The organism is Pseudomonas sp. P8_229 (genome assembly GCF_034008635.1).
Lineage (GTDB): Bacteria > Pseudomonadota > Gammaproteobacteria > Pseudomonadales > Pseudomonadaceae > Aquipseudomonas.
This window is the reverse complement of the sequence record NZ_CP125378.1, coordinates 1,291,729-1,307,994: the sequence shown is the minus strand read 5'-3', so window position 1 is coordinate 1,307,994 and position 16,266 is coordinate 1,291,729. Positions and strand designations below refer to the sequence as shown.

The following is a 16,266-nucleotide window of genomic DNA, read 5'->3' as shown; positions in this document are numbered from 1 at the left end:
TGTGAAATAATAAAGAATGGACTTTTTGTAAGTTAATTGAAAACAAACTATTGGTAGTGCTGCTTCTCCACTTCTTGACGCAGGCATGTTAATCCGCGAAGGAGGAGGCGTCACCCTTTTCGTCGAGATTTTTTCCCTGGAGCATCGCTGGAGAAGGGAGGGCTTGAGCAGTCAGACTGCGTTCTCTGACCTCGGGCAGGGCAGGTCGTCCTACCCTGCTGCCGAGGGTAGTTGAAGCCGGGCACGCCTCGCTCTGGGGGGGCGCTACTATCTAGTGGTTTTGGAAAGCAAGTTGGGTCGTGGGGAAAGTGACTTCGTTGCCGTAAACTCAGCTTGTTATGGCTAAAAGCAGTTCGACATGTTGATTGCATTAAAGGCATTTTGTAGAAAACCCCAGTGCAAAAGGCTGGGGCGTTCTGTTCAGCAGGCGCTTGATCACTCCCATGATCGGGCGGTCATAGTTGGAATTATCCGCTTGTCATTGCAAGTCTATTGCATTCGGCTTGTTGTTCCTGGGCACTTGGCAGAGTTTCTGATTCAGATCTCCTTCACCGGCGTCTCCCCCTGCACACCCTTGATCAACTCGATCACATGTAAACAATCGGCCTTGTTTACATAGGATTCGCCACTGGCAATCGTCTCGTGGTTCCCCGCCCGCAGCCTCCAGCGCCATTGGCCTTTGCCGGTGCTCGGGGTGCCGCGGGATTGCCTGTAGATCTCGAAATACATTCAGTTCGCTCCTTGCGATAGTGTTTGCGCCTACCTGTGTGGCGCATCGTCGCAAGCCTAGCGGAGCGAGGTTTTTTCGCTATCGGGCATTTGTTTCCAATCGTTGGCAGATGTTTCTGAAGAGTGCGGGCTAGAGCGCACGCATTGGCGTCTGGATTGGCCAAAATGTCGCCATTTGCGCCTTGCAAGGCCATCGACGCTACTGCTTAATACGGGACGGCTCATGGCGTCGAAAATCCTTCGGCGACCGACAAACACTATAAAAAGAGCATTCCCTTGACTGAGCATGGAACGGCACAGGCCACACGGGTCACGTTATCACTGGTTGTCCCGGTTTTTAACGAGGAGGACAGTCTCGACGCGTTCATTCTGCGCATCGATGAAGTTTTCCAGTACCAGGTCTCGATTGCTCTGGAGCTGGTGTTCGTCAATGACGGAAGTACCGATGCCACGCTTGAGCGGCTGCTGGAGCGCCAGCAGCTCGACTCGCGTCTGCGCATCGTCGACCTGAGTCGCAACTTCGGTAAAGAGGCGGCGCTGTCTGCGGGATTGCAGATCGCCACCGGGCAGATCGTTGTCCCCATCGATGCCGATCTGCAGGATCCGCCCGAAGTCATTCTGCAAATGATCGAGCGTTGGCGCGAGGGCTACGAGGTGGTGCTCGGTCATCGCATCAGTCGCCGCAGCGACACCTGGGCCAAGCAGACTTCGGCGCACTGGTTCTATCGCCTGCACAACAAGATCGCCGAGCAACCGCTGCCGGAAAACGTCGGTGATTTCCGCCTGATGGACCGTTGCGTGGTTGATGCCCTGCTGACCCTGCCCGAGTCCCGGCGCTTCATGAAAGGCCTGTTCGCCTGGGTCGGGTTTCGTACCACTCACGTTGATTACGAGCGGCCCGAGCGCGTGGCGGGGCAGAGCAAGTTCAACGGCTGGCGGCTGTGGAATTTTGCCTTGGAAGGCATCACCAGTTTCAGCACCGAACCGCTGCGAATCTGGACTTATATCGGCGCGCTGGTCTCGCTGGTGTCCTTTGCCTTTGCCATTTTTATCGTGGTGCGCACGCTGATCCATGGCGTCGACATGCCCGGTTACGCCTCGCTGATGGTGGCCGTGACGTTCCTCGGTGGCCTGCAACTGATCGGTATCGGCGTACTCGGCGAGTACCTCGGCCGCACTTATATCGAATCCAAACGCCGGCCGGTTTTTCTGGTGCGTCGCGTCTACGATCCCAAGGACTGAAACATGGATCTCAAGGAAACCGACATCCTCGGCGACAGCATCGGCGAGCACTGGTATTACTGCTCCAAGGCGGCAGCGACCCGGCGTTTGCTGGGCGATGCGCCGATCACGCGGATTCTCGACGTGGGCGCTGGTTCAGGTTTTTTCTCGCACCACCTGTTGACCCAAACCGCAGCGCAGGAGGCGTGGTGCGTCGACATCAGCTACCCCGCCGATTCGGACGCGGCCACGGCCGGTAAACCGGTGCATTACCGCCGCGATATCGAGGCCATCGACGCGGATCTGGTGCTGCTCATGGACGTGCTGGAGCATGTCGACGACGACCTCGGCCTGCTCAAGGCTTACGTCGATAAAGTGCCGTCCGGCAGCCGTTTCCTGATGACCGTGCCGGCGTTCCAGTTCCTCTGGAGCGGTCACGACGACTTCCTCGAACACAAGCGCCGCTACACCCTTGCGCAGTTTGAAACCCTGGCCCGTGATGCCGGTTTGACTGTGCAGCGCGGTGCCTACTATTTCGGTGCGGTGTTTCCGATCGCGGCGGCCTTGCGCTTGCTGCCCAAAGGCCCGCAGGCTGCGACGCCGCAGTCTCAGCTCAAACGCCATCATCCGTTGGTCAACGGCGTGCTCAAGTCCCTGTGCAGCCTTGAATTGCCGCTGATGGGCATGAACCGCCTGGCCGGCCTGAGCGTGTTTGTGCTGGCGCGTAAACCGTGACCTCAGCCGACAGATCGGCGTTGATCCAGCGCGGCTTGCGCTTTGCCGTGACCGGTCTGTTCGTCACCGCTCTGCATGCCCTGGTGGCGGTGCTGTTCATCAACTTCGTTGCACCGCAACCGCCACTCGCCAACGGTGTGGCGTTCGCCGTGGCGACGGTGGTGTCCTATGTGATCAACACCACCTGGAGTTTTTCTGCCCGTTTGCATGGCAAAACCCTGCTGCGCTTCATGCTGGTTTCCTGCGGGGGATTCTGCCTGGCCATGCTCGTCGCGTGGGCCGCGCAGATTGCCGGACTTCATTACTTGCTGGGCATCGGCGCCGTGGCACTGATCATTCCTGCGTTCACCTTTGTGCTGCATAATTTCTGGACGTATCGATGAAGGGCTTGAACAAGCACCCGACCTTGGCGCTGTTGCCGATCCTGCTGGGAGCGCTGGCGTTTTTTCTGGTGATCGGCCCGCGTGCCCTCGATCCGCAAAACATTGCCTGGCTCAAGGACGGTGATCCGGCGACGCATTACCTGGGCTGGGTATTCTTTCGCCATTCACCCTGGACCTTTCCCCTCGGGCTGAACCCGTCCTATGGGATGGAACTGGGCAGCTCGATCATTTTTTCCGACTCCAATCCGCTGCTGGCGCTGCTGTTCAAACCGTTCAATGGCTGGTTGCCGGAGACGTTCCAGTACTTTGGCATGTGGTTGTTGCTGTGTTTCGTTCTGCAAGCCTGGTTTGCCTGGAAGCTGCTCGGCTTGATCACCGAAAACCCTTTATTGCGCCTGCTCGGTGCCGGTCTCCTGGTGTTTTCGCCGCCGATGTTTTTGCGTACCGGTGGCCATCTTTCGCTGGCCGGGCACTTCCTGATTCTCGCGGCGCTATATCTGGCGTTGCACCCGGCACTGCAGCGCCGACGCCTGGCATGGGGTGTGTTACTGGCCGTGACGGCGTTGGTTCATGCCTACCTGTTGGGCATGGTGGCGCTGATCTGGGTGGCAGATCTGTTTGGCAAACTGCGGGCGGATAAACTGACCCGCCGTCAGGTCGTGATCGAGCTGGGCAGTTTGTTCGCGCTGGTGAGCGTGTGCTGCTGGCAGGCGGGTTATTTCAGTATTGCCGGGGGCGCGGTGAGCGGTGGCTTCGGCTTTTATCGCATGAACCTGTTGTCGCTGGTGGATGCGGACGGTTGGTCGTTTGTCCTGGCTGACATTCCCACGGCCGGCGGCGATTACGAAGGTTTCAATTATCTGGGGCTTGGCGTGCTGTTGCTGGTGCCATTGGCCTTGATTACCTGGTACCGCAACGGTGTTTCGCTGAAGGCGCTGCTGGGCCGTCGCCCGTTGTTGTTCTGGGCGTTGGTCGGGTTGACGCTGTTCGCGCTGTCGAACCAGATCGGCGTCGGCCTGCAGACCTTCAGTTATCCATTACCGAAGTTCGTGGTGGGGCTCTCGAATATTTTTCGCGCCTCGGGACGGATGTTCTGGCCGGTGTTTTACGTCATCGTGATAGTGCTCATTTATCTGGTGGTGCGCGGCTATCGACCGCGTATCGCCATGGGACTGCTGGCCTTGGCGCTGGTGGTGCAAGTTACCGATACCCGGATTGCCTGGGCCGGTCTGAGAGCCGCGAAAATGGTCCCCGAAGCTTCGGCCTGGGCCAGCCCGATGCATGATCCGTTCTGGGACAGCGCGGCGGCACACTACAAGAGCATCCGTGCCGTGACACCGAAAAATCAGCCGGACCAGTGGCAAGCGATTGCCGATTTCGCCAGTATCCATGGGCTGAAAACTGATGCGGCCTACCTGGGACGTACGAGCCCCAAGGCGCTGGACAAGATGCAGCGCATGACGCAAAGCCAACTCGCCAGCGGCCAATACGACACCGACTCGCTGTACATCCTCGATGACGATGCGCTGATGCTGGCGGTAAAAAGCATTCACAGCGACACCGATCTGTTGACCCGGGTCGACGACTTTGTCGTGCTGGCACCGGGCTGGAAGCACTGTGATCAATGTCTGGCGATGGTTGATCAGGGCCGGGCGATGTCGCCGATACCGTTGAGCCAGCCGGGGCTGGTGCAGACGTTCAATCGCAGCACCCGGCAACTGGCCAAAGGCTGGTCCACCCCGGAAGCGTGGGGTACCTGGAGTGACGGGCAGGATGCGGAGCTGCTGCTGCGAGTCTCCCCTGGAACGCGGGCGATAGTGATCGATGCCCTGGCGTTTGCCATGCCGCCGAACCTCAGTCAGCGGGTGATCGTCAGCATCAATGGCGTGGAGGCGTATTCGACACGTCTGACCCAGGTGCAGGGCAATCGGCTGGAAATTCCGCTCAGCGCCGCGCAGGCCGCCGAGGAAAATCTGACTGTCCGGCTACAGTTGCCCGATGCCATCAGCCCGAAAAAACTCGGCTTCAATGACGATGCGCGCGTCATGGGGCTGGGCTTGAAAACCCTGACAGTGCAGTGAGATTGTCGAACAAACGGCCAATCGTCTGATAGACGCCAGTCCCAAGGACTTCATACACTGCCCGCAGTCTGGGGATCGGGGGCAATGGATGAATCGAAATGAACTACGCAAGGCCGACATCAACCTGATGGTGGTGTTCGAAACCTTGATGCTCGAACGCAACGTGACCCGGGCGGCGGAGAAGCTGTTTCTCGGCCAGCCGACTATCAGCTCGGCGCTCAATCGCTTGCGCGCGATGTTCAATGATCCGCTGTTCATCCGCGTCGGCCATCGCATGGAACCGACCGCCCGCGCCGAAGAACTGTTCAAGTACCTGTCGCCGGCCCTCGACTCGCTGTCGGTGGCCCTGAGCCTGACCCATGATTTCGACCCGGCCGTGAGCAACATGACGTTTCGCATCGGCCTGTCTGATGACGTCGAATTCGGCCTGCTGCCACCGTTGTTGCGGGCGTTGCGCCAGGAGGCACCGAGCGTGGTGTTTGTGGTGCAGCACGTCGATTACTGGCGCATCCCCGACCTGCTGGCCGCTGGCGACATCACCGTCGGCATCAGCCAGACCCGTGGCTTACCGGCCAACGCCAAGCGCAAACTGCTGCGGCATATCCAGCCGAGCATCCTGCGCGCCGATGCCTCGGATTCACCGCTGACCCTCGATGAATACTGCTCGCGGCCGCATGTGCTGGTGTCGCACACCGCCAACATCAGCGGCTATGCCGATGAATGGCTGGCGGAAATCGGCCGTACCCGGCATGTGGTGCTGTCGGTGCCGCAATACAGTGCATTGCCGGCGTTGCTGGCCGGCACGGACCTGATCGCCAGCCTGCCCGATTACACCGCCGAAGCCATGGCCGCTTCTGGCCGGTTGTTCAAGGAACCATTCCCGTTCAAGACGCCGATGCTCGATCTGTCGATGGTCTGGCTCAGCCATGTCGACAGCGATCCGGCCGAGCGCTGGCTGCGTTCGCGACTTGAAGCGTTCATGAGTGAGCGGCCGCTGACCGCGCCCTGAATCCCACCACAAATCTCCCCTGTAGGAGTGAGCCTGCTCGCGATGAGGGTGTGTCAGTCGACATTGATGTTGTCTGACACGACTCCATCGCGAGCAGGCTCACTCCTACAAGGGTTTGCGTTCGTCTGGTCGGGCTGCTTTGCTCAATGGCAAAGTCCTCGGCGGAGACCTGACCCATGAGCATTTCCCGTTCGTTGCTGCGTGGGCGCGGCAGTCTCGACAGTGGCAAGGTCGGCATGGTCGAGCTGTTTTTCGATCTGGTGTTCGTCTTTGCCGTGACCCAGTTGTCGCATTCGCTGCTCGCGCATTTGTCGATTCTGGGCGCGGTGCAGGTGGCGTTGCTGATGGTCGCGGTGTGGTGGGTGTGGATCTTCACTTCGTGGATCACTAATTGGCTCGACCCGGAAAAACTGCCGATCCGCCTCGGACTGTTCGGGTTGATGATCGCCGGCCTGTTGCTGTCGTCATCGATTCCCAAGGCCTTCACCGAGCGCGGGCTGATGTTTGCCTCGGCGTTCGTGTTCATGCAGGTCGGGCGTACGCTGTTTGCGATCTGGGCGGTACGCAGTGAATCGCTGGGCATGACCCGCAATTTCCAGCGCATCCTGGCGTGGCTGATGTTCTCCGGGGTGTTCTGGATCGCCGGGGCGTTTCTCGAAGGGCCCCAGCGCTTGTGGTGTTGGGCGCTGGCGCTGCTGATCGAACTGATTTCACCTTCGCTGTATTTCTGGGTGCCGGGGTTGGGGCGTTCGTCGCTGAGCGACTGGAACGTCGAAGGCAATCACATGGCCGAGCGCTGTGCACTGTTCGTGATCATCGCTCTGGGTGAGTCATTGCTGGTGACCGGTGCAACCTTTGCCGAGCTGACGCTGAGCGTCACCGGGATCATCGCGTTTCTGGTGGCGGTGCTGGGCAGCATTGGCATGTGGTGGGTGTACTTCGACAGCGGTGCCGAGCGCGCGCATCACCGCATCGCGCATTCGAGCGATCCGGGGCGTCAGGCACGGATTGCCTACACCTATCTGCACGTGCTGATCGTCGCGGGGGTAATTGTCAGTGCAGTGGCTGACGAGTTGGTGCTGGTGCATCCGGATCACGCCAGTGACGCCGGCACTCTGGTGATCGTGGGCGGGCCGTGGCTGTTTCTGTTGGGCAATGCGCTGTTCAAGTGGGTCATGTCCGACCGGCCGCTGCCGCCGCTGTCGCATCTGGCCGGGCTGGTGTTGCTCACGCTGGCGCTGCCGCTGGCGTTGAACCACTGGTTTTCGGCATTGATGCTTGGGGCGCTGACCACGGCGATCGTGGTGTTGGTGGCGCTCTGGGAAACCCTGGCAGTGCGTCAGACGTCAAGCTCGCTACCGTCAGAAAAACCCGCAGGAGAGTAGGGCGGGGCTGTGGTATATGTACGACCTTTCTGCCACTGATTGGAGCCCGCTCATGCCACACCTGCACATGGAATACACCGCCAACCTGCCGCAGTTGAACGCCGATGTGGCGTTGATCCGGCTCAACAACACGCTGGTGGGTTCCGGTCAGTTCGCAGCGGAGTTCGATATCAAGAGCCGGGCGGTGAAGGTCGAGACGTTCAAGGTCGGTACCGCTATGGGCGAGCGCGCGTTTGTCCACGTGAAGCTGGCGCTGCTCAGCGGTCGTTCGCCACAGATCAAGAAGCAACTCTCGGACAGCCTGCTGGCGGTGTTGCAGGATCTGTGCGAGTGGCCAGCCGGGGTCGAAGTGCAGTTGTGCGTGGAGTTGCTCGATATCGACCGCGATTCCTACACCAAGACTGCCGTCGGCGTGTAGGACTCAGGCCGCTTCCAGCTCACTGCACACTTTGATCACCTGTTCGCGCAGCCAGACGTTGGCGCTGTCCTGATCGGCGCTCTGGCTCCACTGCATGTCGAGGGTGAACCCTGGCAGGCCGTTCGGCGCCTCGCAGTGATTGAACACCGCCTCTTTGGTCAGCAGACGCTGGATACGTCGGGGCAGGGTGAGGATGAAGTCGGTGCCGGTGATCATTTTCAACGCCGCGCTGTAACTGTTGGAGCGCGCGACGATCTGCCGTTTCTGCGCCTGACGCGCCAGCCAGCCGTCGACCATGTTAGTGCTGGACGTCCAGGGTGTCGGGAACACGTGCCGCCGTTCGGTGAAGGCCTGCAGGCTCAGGCGCGGTTCCAGCGGCGTGGCGCGTTTGTCGAAGACACAGACCAGATCGTCCTCCAGCAGCATCCGCGACTTGAGGTCGGTGTGGCTGCGGTGGAAGTTGGGGCCGAAACAGATCACCAGGTCGAGGCTGCCGTCGCGCAGTTCGTCGGCGGGCACGTCGGTCTCGAACTTGTGCATGTTGACCATCACTGGCAAATCGTCGAAGTCGAAACGCTTCAACAGGCGCGGCAACACCAGTTGCTCGAAGTATTCCGGGGCGCAGATATTGAAGGTCACTGCCTGCCGCGTCGGATCGAAGGTTGGAGCGCCGGCATGGCACAGGTTGATGCTTTCGAGGATTTTCTGCACATGGCCATACATGGTGCCGGCCTTGTAGGTGGGGCGCATGCCCGTGCGGGTGTTGATGAACAATTCGTCTTCGAAACTGGTGCGCAATTTTTTCAGGCAATAGCTGACGGTGGACTGGCTGACGCACAACGTCTCCGAGACATCCGTGACGCTGCTCTGCTCATACACGGCGATAAATACCATTAGGTCCTGCATGTCGAGCTTTCTAAGCAAGTTACTGTTCAGCATCCGTTCCGTCTCGCTGTGCTCCTTGCGCTGAATCCGCGCAAACGTGTGCGCATGATCGTAGCGGAACGATGGTGCCAGGACAAAGCCCTGTAGGACGTTTCAATGTCAGTTGTGGGACAGAAAGTTTTACCAACACGACGTTGCCAGACAAACCGCGCAAAGATGGCAAGAAGCCTTTAGCCCGGTGACGAAATTTGCGCTCAGCGGATGTGTCGGGCGTACGCCTGTGGATTGAAGCGCAGCACCATCAGCAGCATCACGACCATCACTGCGGTCAGCGACCACCACGCCCACTCGAAGCTGCCGAGGCGGTCGCGGATGATGCCGGCCAGCAGCGGCGAAAGCCCGGCGATCAAATAACCGATGCCTTGCACGAAGGCGGTCAGGCCGCCGGCGCGCTGCGGGTCGTCGAGGTGATCGAGCGAGACGATCAGGCTCATCGGGAACAGTCCGCCAATGCCCAGCCCCAGCAAGCATGGCCACAGCAGGCTCAGGTGTTGCGGGCTGAGGATCAACCCGCAGAAGCCGGCAATGATCAGCAGCAGCAACGTCGCCAGGACCACGCGGCGGTCACGGCTGCGGTTGGCAATGGCTGGCGTCAGCAACCCGGAAATCACCTCCATGGCCGTCAGCAAACCCAACAGCAGGCCGGCGTGTTGTTCGCTCCAGCCTTGTTCGACGTAGTACGGCGCTAGCCAGGCGAGTACGCAGGTGTAGGACGCCGTACCCAGACCGAAGAAGATAGCGAGTAACCAGGCGCGGGAATTGCCGAAGAACGATTGTTTTCCTACTGGCGTGTTCTGCCTGGATGACATGGTGGGTTGTGTCCACCAGAGCAGCAACGCGAGCAAGGCCAATGCCGCCCAGATTGCCAGCCCGAGGCGCCAGCTACTGGTTTGCACCATTACCAGTGGCGCAAACGAGGCGGCCAGTGCGGCGCCGCCCATGATCGCGGTGACATACAGGCCCATGCACAGCGCCACGTTGTCGGGGAAGCGTGACTTGATCAGCACCGGCATCAGCGCCTGAATCAGGGCGATGCCAATCCCTGCGAGCATTGCGCTGCCAATCAACTGCGCCGCCGAATCGAGCCACAGCCGCGACAGCGTCGCCAGCCCGATAATCAACAGCGACAGGATCACTGTGCGCTGTTCGCCCAGACGTCGGCTGATGCCAATGCCGAAAAACATCGCCAGTCCCATCGCCATCACCGGCAACATGGTCAGCAGCGAAGCCACGCTGAAACTCAGAGGGGTGTCGCCGCGTATGGCCGACAGCAAGGGGCCGACGGCCGCCATGGACGGGCGCAGATTGAGTGCGACGAGGATGATGCCGAGCATCAGCCAGACAGCGGGGCGAGCGGTGGCGCGAACGTGTTCCATCAGCAGACTCTGGATTGCGGAGGCTGTCGATTAGGCGTGCGGTCACGCGGTGCGGGCAAATCAAAATTCCCGAGTACTATTTAAAAACTAAATATGACCCTCCCTTCGGCGGCGCCAGCAAGATCGTTACGCCCGGATTAATCTTGCCCCCCTCGCTGTCAGACTATTCTTTCTCTCTGGCAGGACATTTCGTTACAGCTCTGGCCCAGCGCAGGCGCGTAAAACGCCGGCGGCGATATATACTGCGCGCCATTCTTCAAGGGAGAGCCGTGTGGCCATCGATATTCACTGGATTCGCGACAACGATAGCCTCGCGCAGTTTTGCGCCGAGTGGCAGCAGCTGCCGTTCGTTGCCCTCGACACCGAATTCATGCGGGTCGACACCTTCTACCCGATTGCCGGCCTGTTGCAGGTTGGCGACGGCAAACGCGCCTACCTGATCGACCCGCTGACCATCAACGCCTGGCAACCGCTGGCGGCGTTGCTGGAAAACCCGGCGGTGCTCAAAGTCCTGCACGCTTGCAGCGAAGACCTCGAAGTGCTGCTGCGTCTGACCGGGAGCCTGCCGGCACCGATGTTCGACACGCAACTGGCGGCGGCCTACCTGAACCTCGGGTTCTCTATGGGCTATTCGCGGCTGGTGCAGGAAGTGCTCGGCATCGAACTGCCGAAGGGCGAAACCCGTTCCGACTGGTTGCAGCGCCCGTTGTCCGACACACAAATCAGCTACGCCGCCGAAGACGCCGTGCATCTGGCCGAAGTTTTCGTCCAGCTGCGGCCGAAACTGTCTGACGACAAATTCGCCTGGGTGCTGGAGGACGGCGCCGAACTGGTGGCCAATCTGCGCCGCGAAACCGACCCCTACGAGGTCTATCGCGAAGCCAAACTGGCGTGGAAACTGTCCCGTGCGCAATTGGCGGTGCTGCGTGAGTTGTGCGCCTGGCGTGAAAAAGAAGCCCGCGCCCGTGATCTGCCGCGCAACCGTATTGTCCGCGAGCATTCGCTGTGGCCGCTGGCCCGCACGCAACCGGACAACCTCGTGGCGCTGGGCAAAATCGAAGACATGCACCCACGTACCGTGCGTCAGGACGGCCAATTTCTGCTTGATCTGATCAAGCGCTCTGGCAGTGTGGGGCCTGATCAATGGCCGCCAGCGGTGCCGGAGCCATTGCCGGTCGAAGCCGCTGCGCTGATCAAGCAACTGCGCGCCCTCGGCCAGGTCGAAGCCGAGCGTCTGGGTATCGCACCGGAACTGATGCTACGCAAGAAAACCCTCGAAGCACTGGTCAAAAGCGGCTTCCCCGAGGGACCTTATCAATTGCCTGAGTCGCTGCGTGGCTGGCGCCGCGAACTCATGGGCCAGATGCTGCTCGACAGCCTGGCCACCGCCGGAGAACAGCTTTGAAACGTATTTGTTCCATCTACCAAAGCTCCAAGCGCAGCGGCATGTACCTTTACGTGCTCAAAAGTGACGCGCTTGAGCGGGTGCCGGAAGCGCTGATGCTGGCCTTCGGCAAAGCGAAGCATTCGTTCGATCTGGTGCTGTCGCCCGAGCGTAAACTGGCCAGCGAGGACATCGTGGTAGTTCTGGAAAACCTCGACAGGCAGGGCTATCACCTGCAGATGCCACCGGCCGAAGACGAGTACATCGAACACTTGCCCGAAGAGTTGCTGCGACGCAACGATCCGGTCTGATCTGCGAGGCCCTGTTCTGGGCCTCTTGCCACCCTGGAACTGATTTTACGGCGACGACCGCCACGAAGGAGCGCGACTCCTTCGGCGGTTGCCTGCACGGTTTGCGAAAGGTTTGAAGATGCGCGTTCTGATTGCTGAACACGACCACGCGGTGTACGCCCGGCTGCTGAGTCAGGTGGCCCCCGAACTTGAAGTACTGACCAGCGGCGACTCCGCCGAACTGGCCCGTCAGGCTGCCGATTGCCCGGTGTGGCTGGGGCAGCCGGACCTGCTGGCGACCCTGTTGCGTCAGGGCCACCAACCGCAATGGCTGCAATCGACCTGGGCCGGCATCACGCCGTTGCTCGCCGACGGCTTGCGCCGCGATTACCGTTTGACCCGCGCGGTGGGAATCTTCGGTCAGGTGATGGCCGAATACGTGCTGACCTACATGCTCGGTCACGAGCGTGAAGTGCTGGCGCGCCTGGTCAGCCAGGTCGAGCGCAAGTGGGACAACCGCACCGGCCAGAGCCTGGTCGGGCGCAAGGTGCTGATCGTCGGTACCGGCGACATTGGCCAGAGCGTGGCGCAGTTCCTGCTGCCGTTTGGCGTCGAGTTGTATGGCGTCGCCAGCAGCGCTCGCGAGCAGGCGCCGTTCGTCGAAGTTGGTGCGATGGCGGATCTGCCACGGCTGGTGGGCGAGGTCGATTACGTGGTCAACCTGCTGCCGAACACCGCGCACACCCACGATATCTACGACGCGGCGCTGTTCAAGCAATTCAAGCCGACCGGGTTGTTCATCAACGTCGGACGCGGCGTGGCGGTAGTGGATGCGGATCTGGTCGAAGCGTTGAAGGAAGGGCATCTGGCCGGCGCGGTAATCGACGTCTGCCGTCAGGAGCCGTTGCCGCAACGCCATCCGTTCTGGACCGCCTGGGGCCTGCTGCTGACCGGGCACAGCTCGGCACCGACGTCTCCGGCGTTGATGGTGCAGTTGTTTGTCGAGAACCTGAAGGCGTATCAGGCGGGTGAGGCGCTGCGCGGGGAAGTGGATTTCGCTCGCGGTTACTGACACACCGCAATAAAAAATGTAGGAGTGAGCCTGCTCGCGATAGCGGTGTGTCAGACAACATTAATGTCGACTGACTCGCCCTCATCGCGAGCAGGCTCACTCCTACAGTTGGTTTTGCGGTGTGGTTTAAAGGGTGAAGTCGCCTTCCGCCGCCAGCTCGTTCAGCGGACGACGCGGGCTCGGCTCTTCACGGGCTTGCAGGTATTCAGCCAGCGATGCCTTGTCACCCAGCTTGCCGACAGCGACCGCCGCGTGCAGCGCATAACCTTCAGGGATATTCAGCTCCTTGCGGGTCAGCTCCTGATCGAAACCGGCCATGCCGTGGGTGTGCCAGCCACTGATGCTCGCTTGCAGTGCCAGATGGCCCCACGCCGAACCCGTGTCGAAGGTGTGCCACAGCGCCGGGGTTTCTTCCGTCGCGCCGGGTGCGGTGAAGGTGGTTTTCGAAATCACGATCACCAGCGCCGAAGCGTGTTGCGCCCAGCTGCGGTTGAACTCATTGAGCAGACCCAGATAACGCTCCCAGCTCGGCGTGTCACGACGCGCATAAAGGAAGCGCCACGGCTGCGAGTTGTACGCAGACGGCGCCCAGCGCGCGGCTTCGAAGAAGCTCAGCAGGGTTTCTTCCGGGATCGCCTCGCCGGTGAAGGCGCGGGGCGACCAGCGATCGGTGAATTGCGGGTGAATGGCGTAATCGGCAACGCGAGGGTTGGCACTCATCGAAGATTCCTTGCTGTGTTTGAGTCAGAGAGTCGAATGAAAACCCGGCGGGATCAGTTGCGCTGAACGATGGGATTTTCCGAGCCTTTGGTGTTCACCGGAATGCAACGCGGTCGAGCGTCAATGGCTTCCGGGCAAGGCTCCTTGCGACAGGCAAAGCTACGCGCCGGCATCGAAACTGACAAGCGTTGCGCAACCGGCAGTCGCCAGCGCTTGGCCCGCAAGGCCTGGGGCACTAGACTGGCGGCCTTTTCACCACCTGATGTTGATGCTTGAGCCATGGCCGCCAAAGTCGAACCGTTCTGGATACGCAAAACCCTCGATCAACTGGATCACGAGGAATGGGAATCGCTGTGCGACGGCTGCGGTCTGTGCTGCCTGCAGAAACTCGAAGATGAAGAAGACAACAGCGTCTATTACACGCGCATCGCCTGCAAACTGCTGGACCTGAAAACCTGTCAGTGCAGCGATTACCCGAACCGCATCAAGTTTGTCCCGGACTGCATCCAGCTCACCCCGGGCCAGGCCGAAGAGTTCAAATGGCTGCCGCCGACCTGCGGTTACCGACTGGTCAGCGAAGGCAAGGACCTGCCGTTGTGGCACCACCTGGTGTGTGGCGACCGTGACGCCGTGCACCACGAGCGGATTTCCCAGTCCGGGCGCATGCTTGCCGAAGGCAGCGTGCCGGAGGACGACTGGGAGGACCACCTGATTTTCCGCGCCGGTTAAGCGCCCGCAGATTCAAGTTTTCACCAAGGAGTGTGTATGGCTGTGGGATTGCAGCGTGCGCTGTTCGTCGGACTGCTGGCGTTGAGTGCGCCAGTGTGGGCGGCGAAGAAAGTCGATCTGGACTACCACGTGCGTCTGTTGCCGCAAAGTGATCAGGCCGAGGTGCGCCTGACCCTGGCCAAGGGCGAATCGGTGCGCAGCCTCGATTTTGACCTCGGCGATGGCAGCCACTACAGCGACTTCAAGGCCGACGGGCAGTGGCAGTTGACGCCAGGCAAGCAGGCCCGGGGCGTCTGGCGCCCGACGGGCGACAAGGCCAGCCTGACCTATCGTGTCACCGTCAGCCACGGACGCAAGAGTGGCAGCTTCGACACGCGCATGACCCCGAACTGGGCACTGCTGCGCGGCGATGAGCTGGTACCACCGGCCAAACTCGATCAGCAGGATGGCGTCGAGCTGGTGTCACGCCTGCAATTCGAACTGCCCAACGGCTGGAAAAGCATCGAAACCGCTTGGCCGCGCATCGGCAAGAACACATTCCGCATCGACAACCCTTCACGCCTGTTCGACCGCCCGACCGGCTGGATGCTTGCCGGCCATCTCGGCAGCCGCCGCACACGGCTGGGCGAAACCGAAGTCACCGTGGCCTCTCCACAAGGGCAGGGCATGCGCCGCATGGATGTGCTGACCTTGCTGACGTTCATCTGGCCGCAGGTGCAGGCTGTGTACCCACGGCATCCAGGCAAGCTGCTGATCGTCGGCGCCAACGACCCGATGTGGCGTGGCAGCCTCGGTGCACACGAGTCGATCTATCTCAACACGCGTCTGCCGCTGGTCAGCGAAAGCGGCAGCAGTGCGCTGGTGCGCGAGCTGGCGCAGGTGTTCGGGCGGATCAGCGACGAGCAGCGCAGCGACTGGATCAGCGAAGGGTTTGCCGAGTATTACGCGATCGAACTGGTGCGTCGTGCCGGGGGCATGAGCGATGAGCGTTATCAGGCGTTGCAGGCGAAGTTGACCAGGGACAGTCAGAAAGTCACGACCTTGCGCGGCGAGCAGATCAGCCCGGCGCAGCTTTCAAAAGCGGTGATTGTGCTGCAGGAGCTGGATCGCGAGATTCGCTTGAAGACGCGTAACAAGCGCTCGCTGGATGACGTGTTGCGCGGGGCGATGCATCTGGGGACGGTGAGTACCAAGGAGTTTGTGCAACTGGCCGAGAGCGTTCTCGGTGCGTCCTCAAAAGTCCTTGATACCGCGTTACTTCAGTGACACCGCTATCGCGAGCAGGCTCACTCCTACAAGGGAACGCATTCCAAATGTAGAAGTGAGCCTGCTCGCGATGGGGCCTTTAACCCCACCGCAAATCTTGGATCAAACCCCGGCTTTCGGCGATTTCACCGAATCATTGCCGGTCACGGTAGCGGTTTTGGTCGCCGCCTCGGCATTGGCCTTGAGCTTGCTCAACTCTTCACCGGCGCGTTCGATCTTCGCCCGCACGTTGTTCATGTCCTGACGGCTTTTCTCCAGCAGGCTTTTCACCGAGCTGTGTCCGGTGATGCCTCGGGCCATCGCCACACCGCCAATCGCCACCTGAAGCAGACCGAACACGCCACCACGGCGCAGGCCCTTGCCGACCATGATCACGCCGCCGGCCAAGGATCCGATACGTTCCCAGCCTTCGACATTCTGTTCGGAACGGCTCTGGAACGGGGTGGATTCGATACGTTGGACGCGTTTGAGTTCGGTCATGATCTGTCTCCCAGGCAATGTGCAATAGATAGATAAGCTGACT

The 16,266-nt window shown here is 60.6% G+C and carries 17 protein-coding genes; 12 read left to right on the top strand and 5 right to left on the bottom strand.

The window, feature by feature from the left end:
- Window positions 1-537 precede the first annotated feature (537 nt).
- Window positions 538-729 (bottom strand): YegP family protein, encoded by a 192-nt coding sequence (locus QMK55_RS05865; protein WP_007963291.1) that lies wholly within the window; start codon window positions 727-729, stop codon window positions 538-540.
- A 276-nt stretch (window positions 730-1,005) separates the two neighbouring features.
- Here QMK55_RS05865 and QMK55_RS05860 point away from each other — a divergent pair, with 276 nt between their 5' ends.
- From QMK55_RS05860 to QMK55_RS05830, 7 genes are all read left to right on the top strand, one after another.
- Complete coding sequence (locus tag QMK55_RS05860; protein WP_320328837.1) at window positions 1,006-1,971, top strand: glycosyltransferase family 2 protein; 966 nt, start codon at window positions 1,006-1,008, stop codon at window positions 1,969-1,971.
- Between the two features lie 3 nt (window positions 1,972-1,974).
- Entirely contained in the window at window positions 1,975-2,685 is a 711-nt protein-coding gene (locus QMK55_RS05855) for a class I SAM-dependent methyltransferase (protein WP_320328836.1), read from the top strand.
- On the top strand, window positions 2,682-3,068 hold the full coding sequence (locus QMK55_RS05850) for a GtrA family protein (protein WP_320328835.1): 387 nt from the start codon (window positions 2,682-2,684) through the stop codon (window positions 3,066-3,068). Before QMK55_RS05855 ends, QMK55_RS05850 begins: the two co-directional genes overlap by 4 nt.
- Window positions 3,065-5,149: a DUF6311 domain-containing protein gene (locus QMK55_RS05845; protein WP_320328834.1), complete on the top strand. Its 2,085-nt coding sequence runs from the start codon at window positions 3,065-3,067 to the stop codon at window positions 5,147-5,149. Before QMK55_RS05850 ends, QMK55_RS05845 begins: the two co-directional genes overlap by 4 nt.
- An 88-nt stretch (window positions 5,150-5,237) precedes the next feature.
- Entirely contained in the window at window positions 5,238-6,158 is a 921-nt protein-coding gene (locus tag QMK55_RS05840; RefSeq protein WP_007963299.1) for a LysR substrate-binding domain-containing protein, read from the top strand.
- A 176-nt stretch (window positions 6,159-6,334) separates the two neighbouring features.
- Window positions 6,335-7,543 carry a low temperature requirement protein A gene (locus QMK55_RS05835; RefSeq protein WP_320328833.1) on the top strand — a complete coding sequence of 403 codons (1,209 nt, stop codon included), beginning with the start codon at window positions 6,335-6,337 and terminating at the stop codon, window positions 7,541-7,543.
- Window positions 7,544-7,595: 52 nt separating this feature from the next.
- Window positions 7,596-7,961: a 5-carboxymethyl-2-hydroxymuconate Delta-isomerase gene (locus tag QMK55_RS05830; protein WP_320328832.1), complete on the top strand. Its 366-nt coding sequence runs from the start codon at window positions 7,596-7,598 to the stop codon at window positions 7,959-7,961.
- A gap of 3 nt (window positions 7,962-7,964) precedes the next feature.
- On the opposite strand, the gene QMK55_RS05825 is transcribed toward QMK55_RS05830, so the two are convergent.
- Together QMK55_RS05825 and QMK55_RS05820 are read right to left on the bottom strand one after the other, a co-directional pair.
- Window positions 7,965-8,900 carry a LysR family transcriptional regulator gene (locus QMK55_RS05825; protein ID WP_102354449.1) on the bottom strand — a complete coding sequence of 312 codons (936 nt, stop codon included), beginning with the start codon at window positions 8,898-8,900 and terminating at the stop codon, window positions 7,965-7,967.
- Between the two features lie 200 nt (window positions 8,901-9,100).
- Window positions 9,101-10,282: a cyanate transporter gene (locus QMK55_RS05820; protein WP_320328831.1), complete on the bottom strand. Its 1,182-nt coding sequence runs from the start codon at window positions 10,280-10,282 to the stop codon at window positions 9,101-9,103.
- Window positions 10,283-10,553: 271 nt separating this feature from the next.
- On the opposite strand from QMK55_RS05820, the gene rnd reads away from it, so the two are divergent.
- The 3 genes from rnd (at window position 10,554) to QMK55_RS05805 (ending at window position 13,028) form a co-directional block, all read left to right on the top strand.
- A complete protein-coding gene (gene rnd / locus QMK55_RS05815) occupies window positions 10,554-11,687 on the top strand; it encodes a ribonuclease D (protein ID WP_320328830.1) in 1,134 nt (377 codons plus the stop codon).
- Window positions 11,684-11,977, top strand: coding sequence for a YcgL domain-containing protein (locus QMK55_RS05810; RefSeq protein ID WP_102354452.1), 294 nt, complete (start codon window positions 11,684-11,686; stop codon window positions 11,975-11,977). Before rnd ends, QMK55_RS05810 begins: the two co-directional genes overlap by 4 nt.
- 118 nt (window positions 11,978-12,095) lie before the next feature.
- Window positions 12,096-13,028 carry a D-2-hydroxyacid dehydrogenase gene (locus tag QMK55_RS05805; protein ID WP_320328829.1) on the top strand — a complete coding sequence of 311 codons (933 nt, stop codon included), beginning with the start codon at window positions 12,096-12,098 and terminating at the stop codon, window positions 13,026-13,028.
- 126 nt (window positions 13,029-13,154) lie between these two features.
- Here QMK55_RS05805 and QMK55_RS05800 read toward each other — a convergent pair whose 3' ends face one another.
- Window positions 13,155-13,748: a nitroreductase family protein gene (locus QMK55_RS05800; protein WP_320328828.1), complete on the bottom strand. Its 594-nt coding sequence runs from the start codon at window positions 13,746-13,748 to the stop codon at window positions 13,155-13,157.
- Between the two features lie 279 nt (window positions 13,749-14,027).
- On the opposite strand from QMK55_RS05800, the gene QMK55_RS05795 reads away from it, so the two are divergent.
- Window positions 14,028-14,477, top strand: a complete 450-nt coding sequence (locus tag QMK55_RS05795; RefSeq protein WP_025110643.1) for a YcgN family cysteine cluster protein — start codon at window positions 14,028-14,030, stop codon at window positions 14,475-14,477.
- Window positions 14,478-14,513: 36 nt separating this feature from the next.
- Window positions 14,514-15,743 (top strand): hypothetical protein, encoded by a 1,230-nt coding sequence (locus QMK55_RS05790; protein ID WP_320328827.1) that lies wholly within the window; start codon window positions 14,514-14,516, stop codon window positions 15,741-15,743.
- A 102-nt stretch (window positions 15,744-15,845) separates the two neighbouring features.
- Here QMK55_RS05790 and QMK55_RS05785 read toward each other — a convergent pair whose 3' ends face one another.
- Window positions 15,846-16,223, bottom strand: a complete 378-nt coding sequence (locus tag QMK55_RS05785) for a DUF2892 domain-containing protein (RefSeq protein WP_102354455.1) — start codon at window positions 16,221-16,223, stop codon at window positions 15,846-15,848.
- Window positions 16,224-16,266 lie beyond the last annotated feature (43 nt).

Coding starts and splice junctions, on each gene's coding strand:
- QMK55_RS05865 (WP_007963291.1), bottom strand. CDS start 729: ATGTATTTCGAGATCTACAGGCAATCCCGCGGCACCCCGAGCACCGGC.
- QMK55_RS05855 (WP_320328836.1), top strand. CDS start 1,975: ATGGATCTCAAGGAAACCGACATCCTCGGCGACAGCATCGGCGAGCAC.
- QMK55_RS05845 (WP_320328834.1), top strand. CDS start 3,065: ATGAAGGGCTTGAACAAGCACCCGACCTTGGCGCTGTTGCCGATCCTG.
- QMK55_RS05840 (WP_007963299.1), top strand. CDS start 5,238: ATGAATCGAAATGAACTACGCAAGGCCGACATCAACCTGATGGTGGTG.
- QMK55_RS05835 (WP_320328833.1), top strand. CDS start 6,335: ATGAGCATTTCCCGTTCGTTGCTGCGTGGGCGCGGCAGTCTCGACAGT.
- QMK55_RS05830 (WP_320328832.1), top strand. CDS start 7,596: ATGCCACACCTGCACATGGAATACACCGCCAACCTGCCGCAGTTGAAC.
- QMK55_RS05825 (WP_102354449.1), bottom strand. CDS start 8,900: ATGCTGAACAGTAACTTGCTTAGAAAGCTCGACATGCAGGACCTAATG.
- QMK55_RS05820 (WP_320328831.1), bottom strand. CDS start 10,282: ATGGAACACGTTCGCGCCACCGCTCGCCCCGCTGTCTGGCTGATGCTC.
- QMK55_RS05805 (WP_320328829.1), top strand. CDS start 12,096: ATGCGCGTTCTGATTGCTGAACACGACCACGCGGTGTACGCCCGGCTG.
- QMK55_RS05800 (WP_320328828.1), bottom strand. CDS start 13,748: ATGAGTGCCAACCCTCGCGTTGCCGATTACGCCATTCACCCGCAATTC.
- QMK55_RS05795 (WP_025110643.1), top strand. CDS start 14,028: ATGGCCGCCAAAGTCGAACCGTTCTGGATACGCAAAACCCTCGATCAA.
- QMK55_RS05790 (WP_320328827.1), top strand. CDS start 14,514: ATGGCTGTGGGATTGCAGCGTGCGCTGTTCGTCGGACTGCTGGCGTTG.
- QMK55_RS05785 (WP_102354455.1), bottom strand. CDS start 16,223: ATGACCGAACTCAAACGCGTCCAACGTATCGAATCCACCCCGTTCCAG.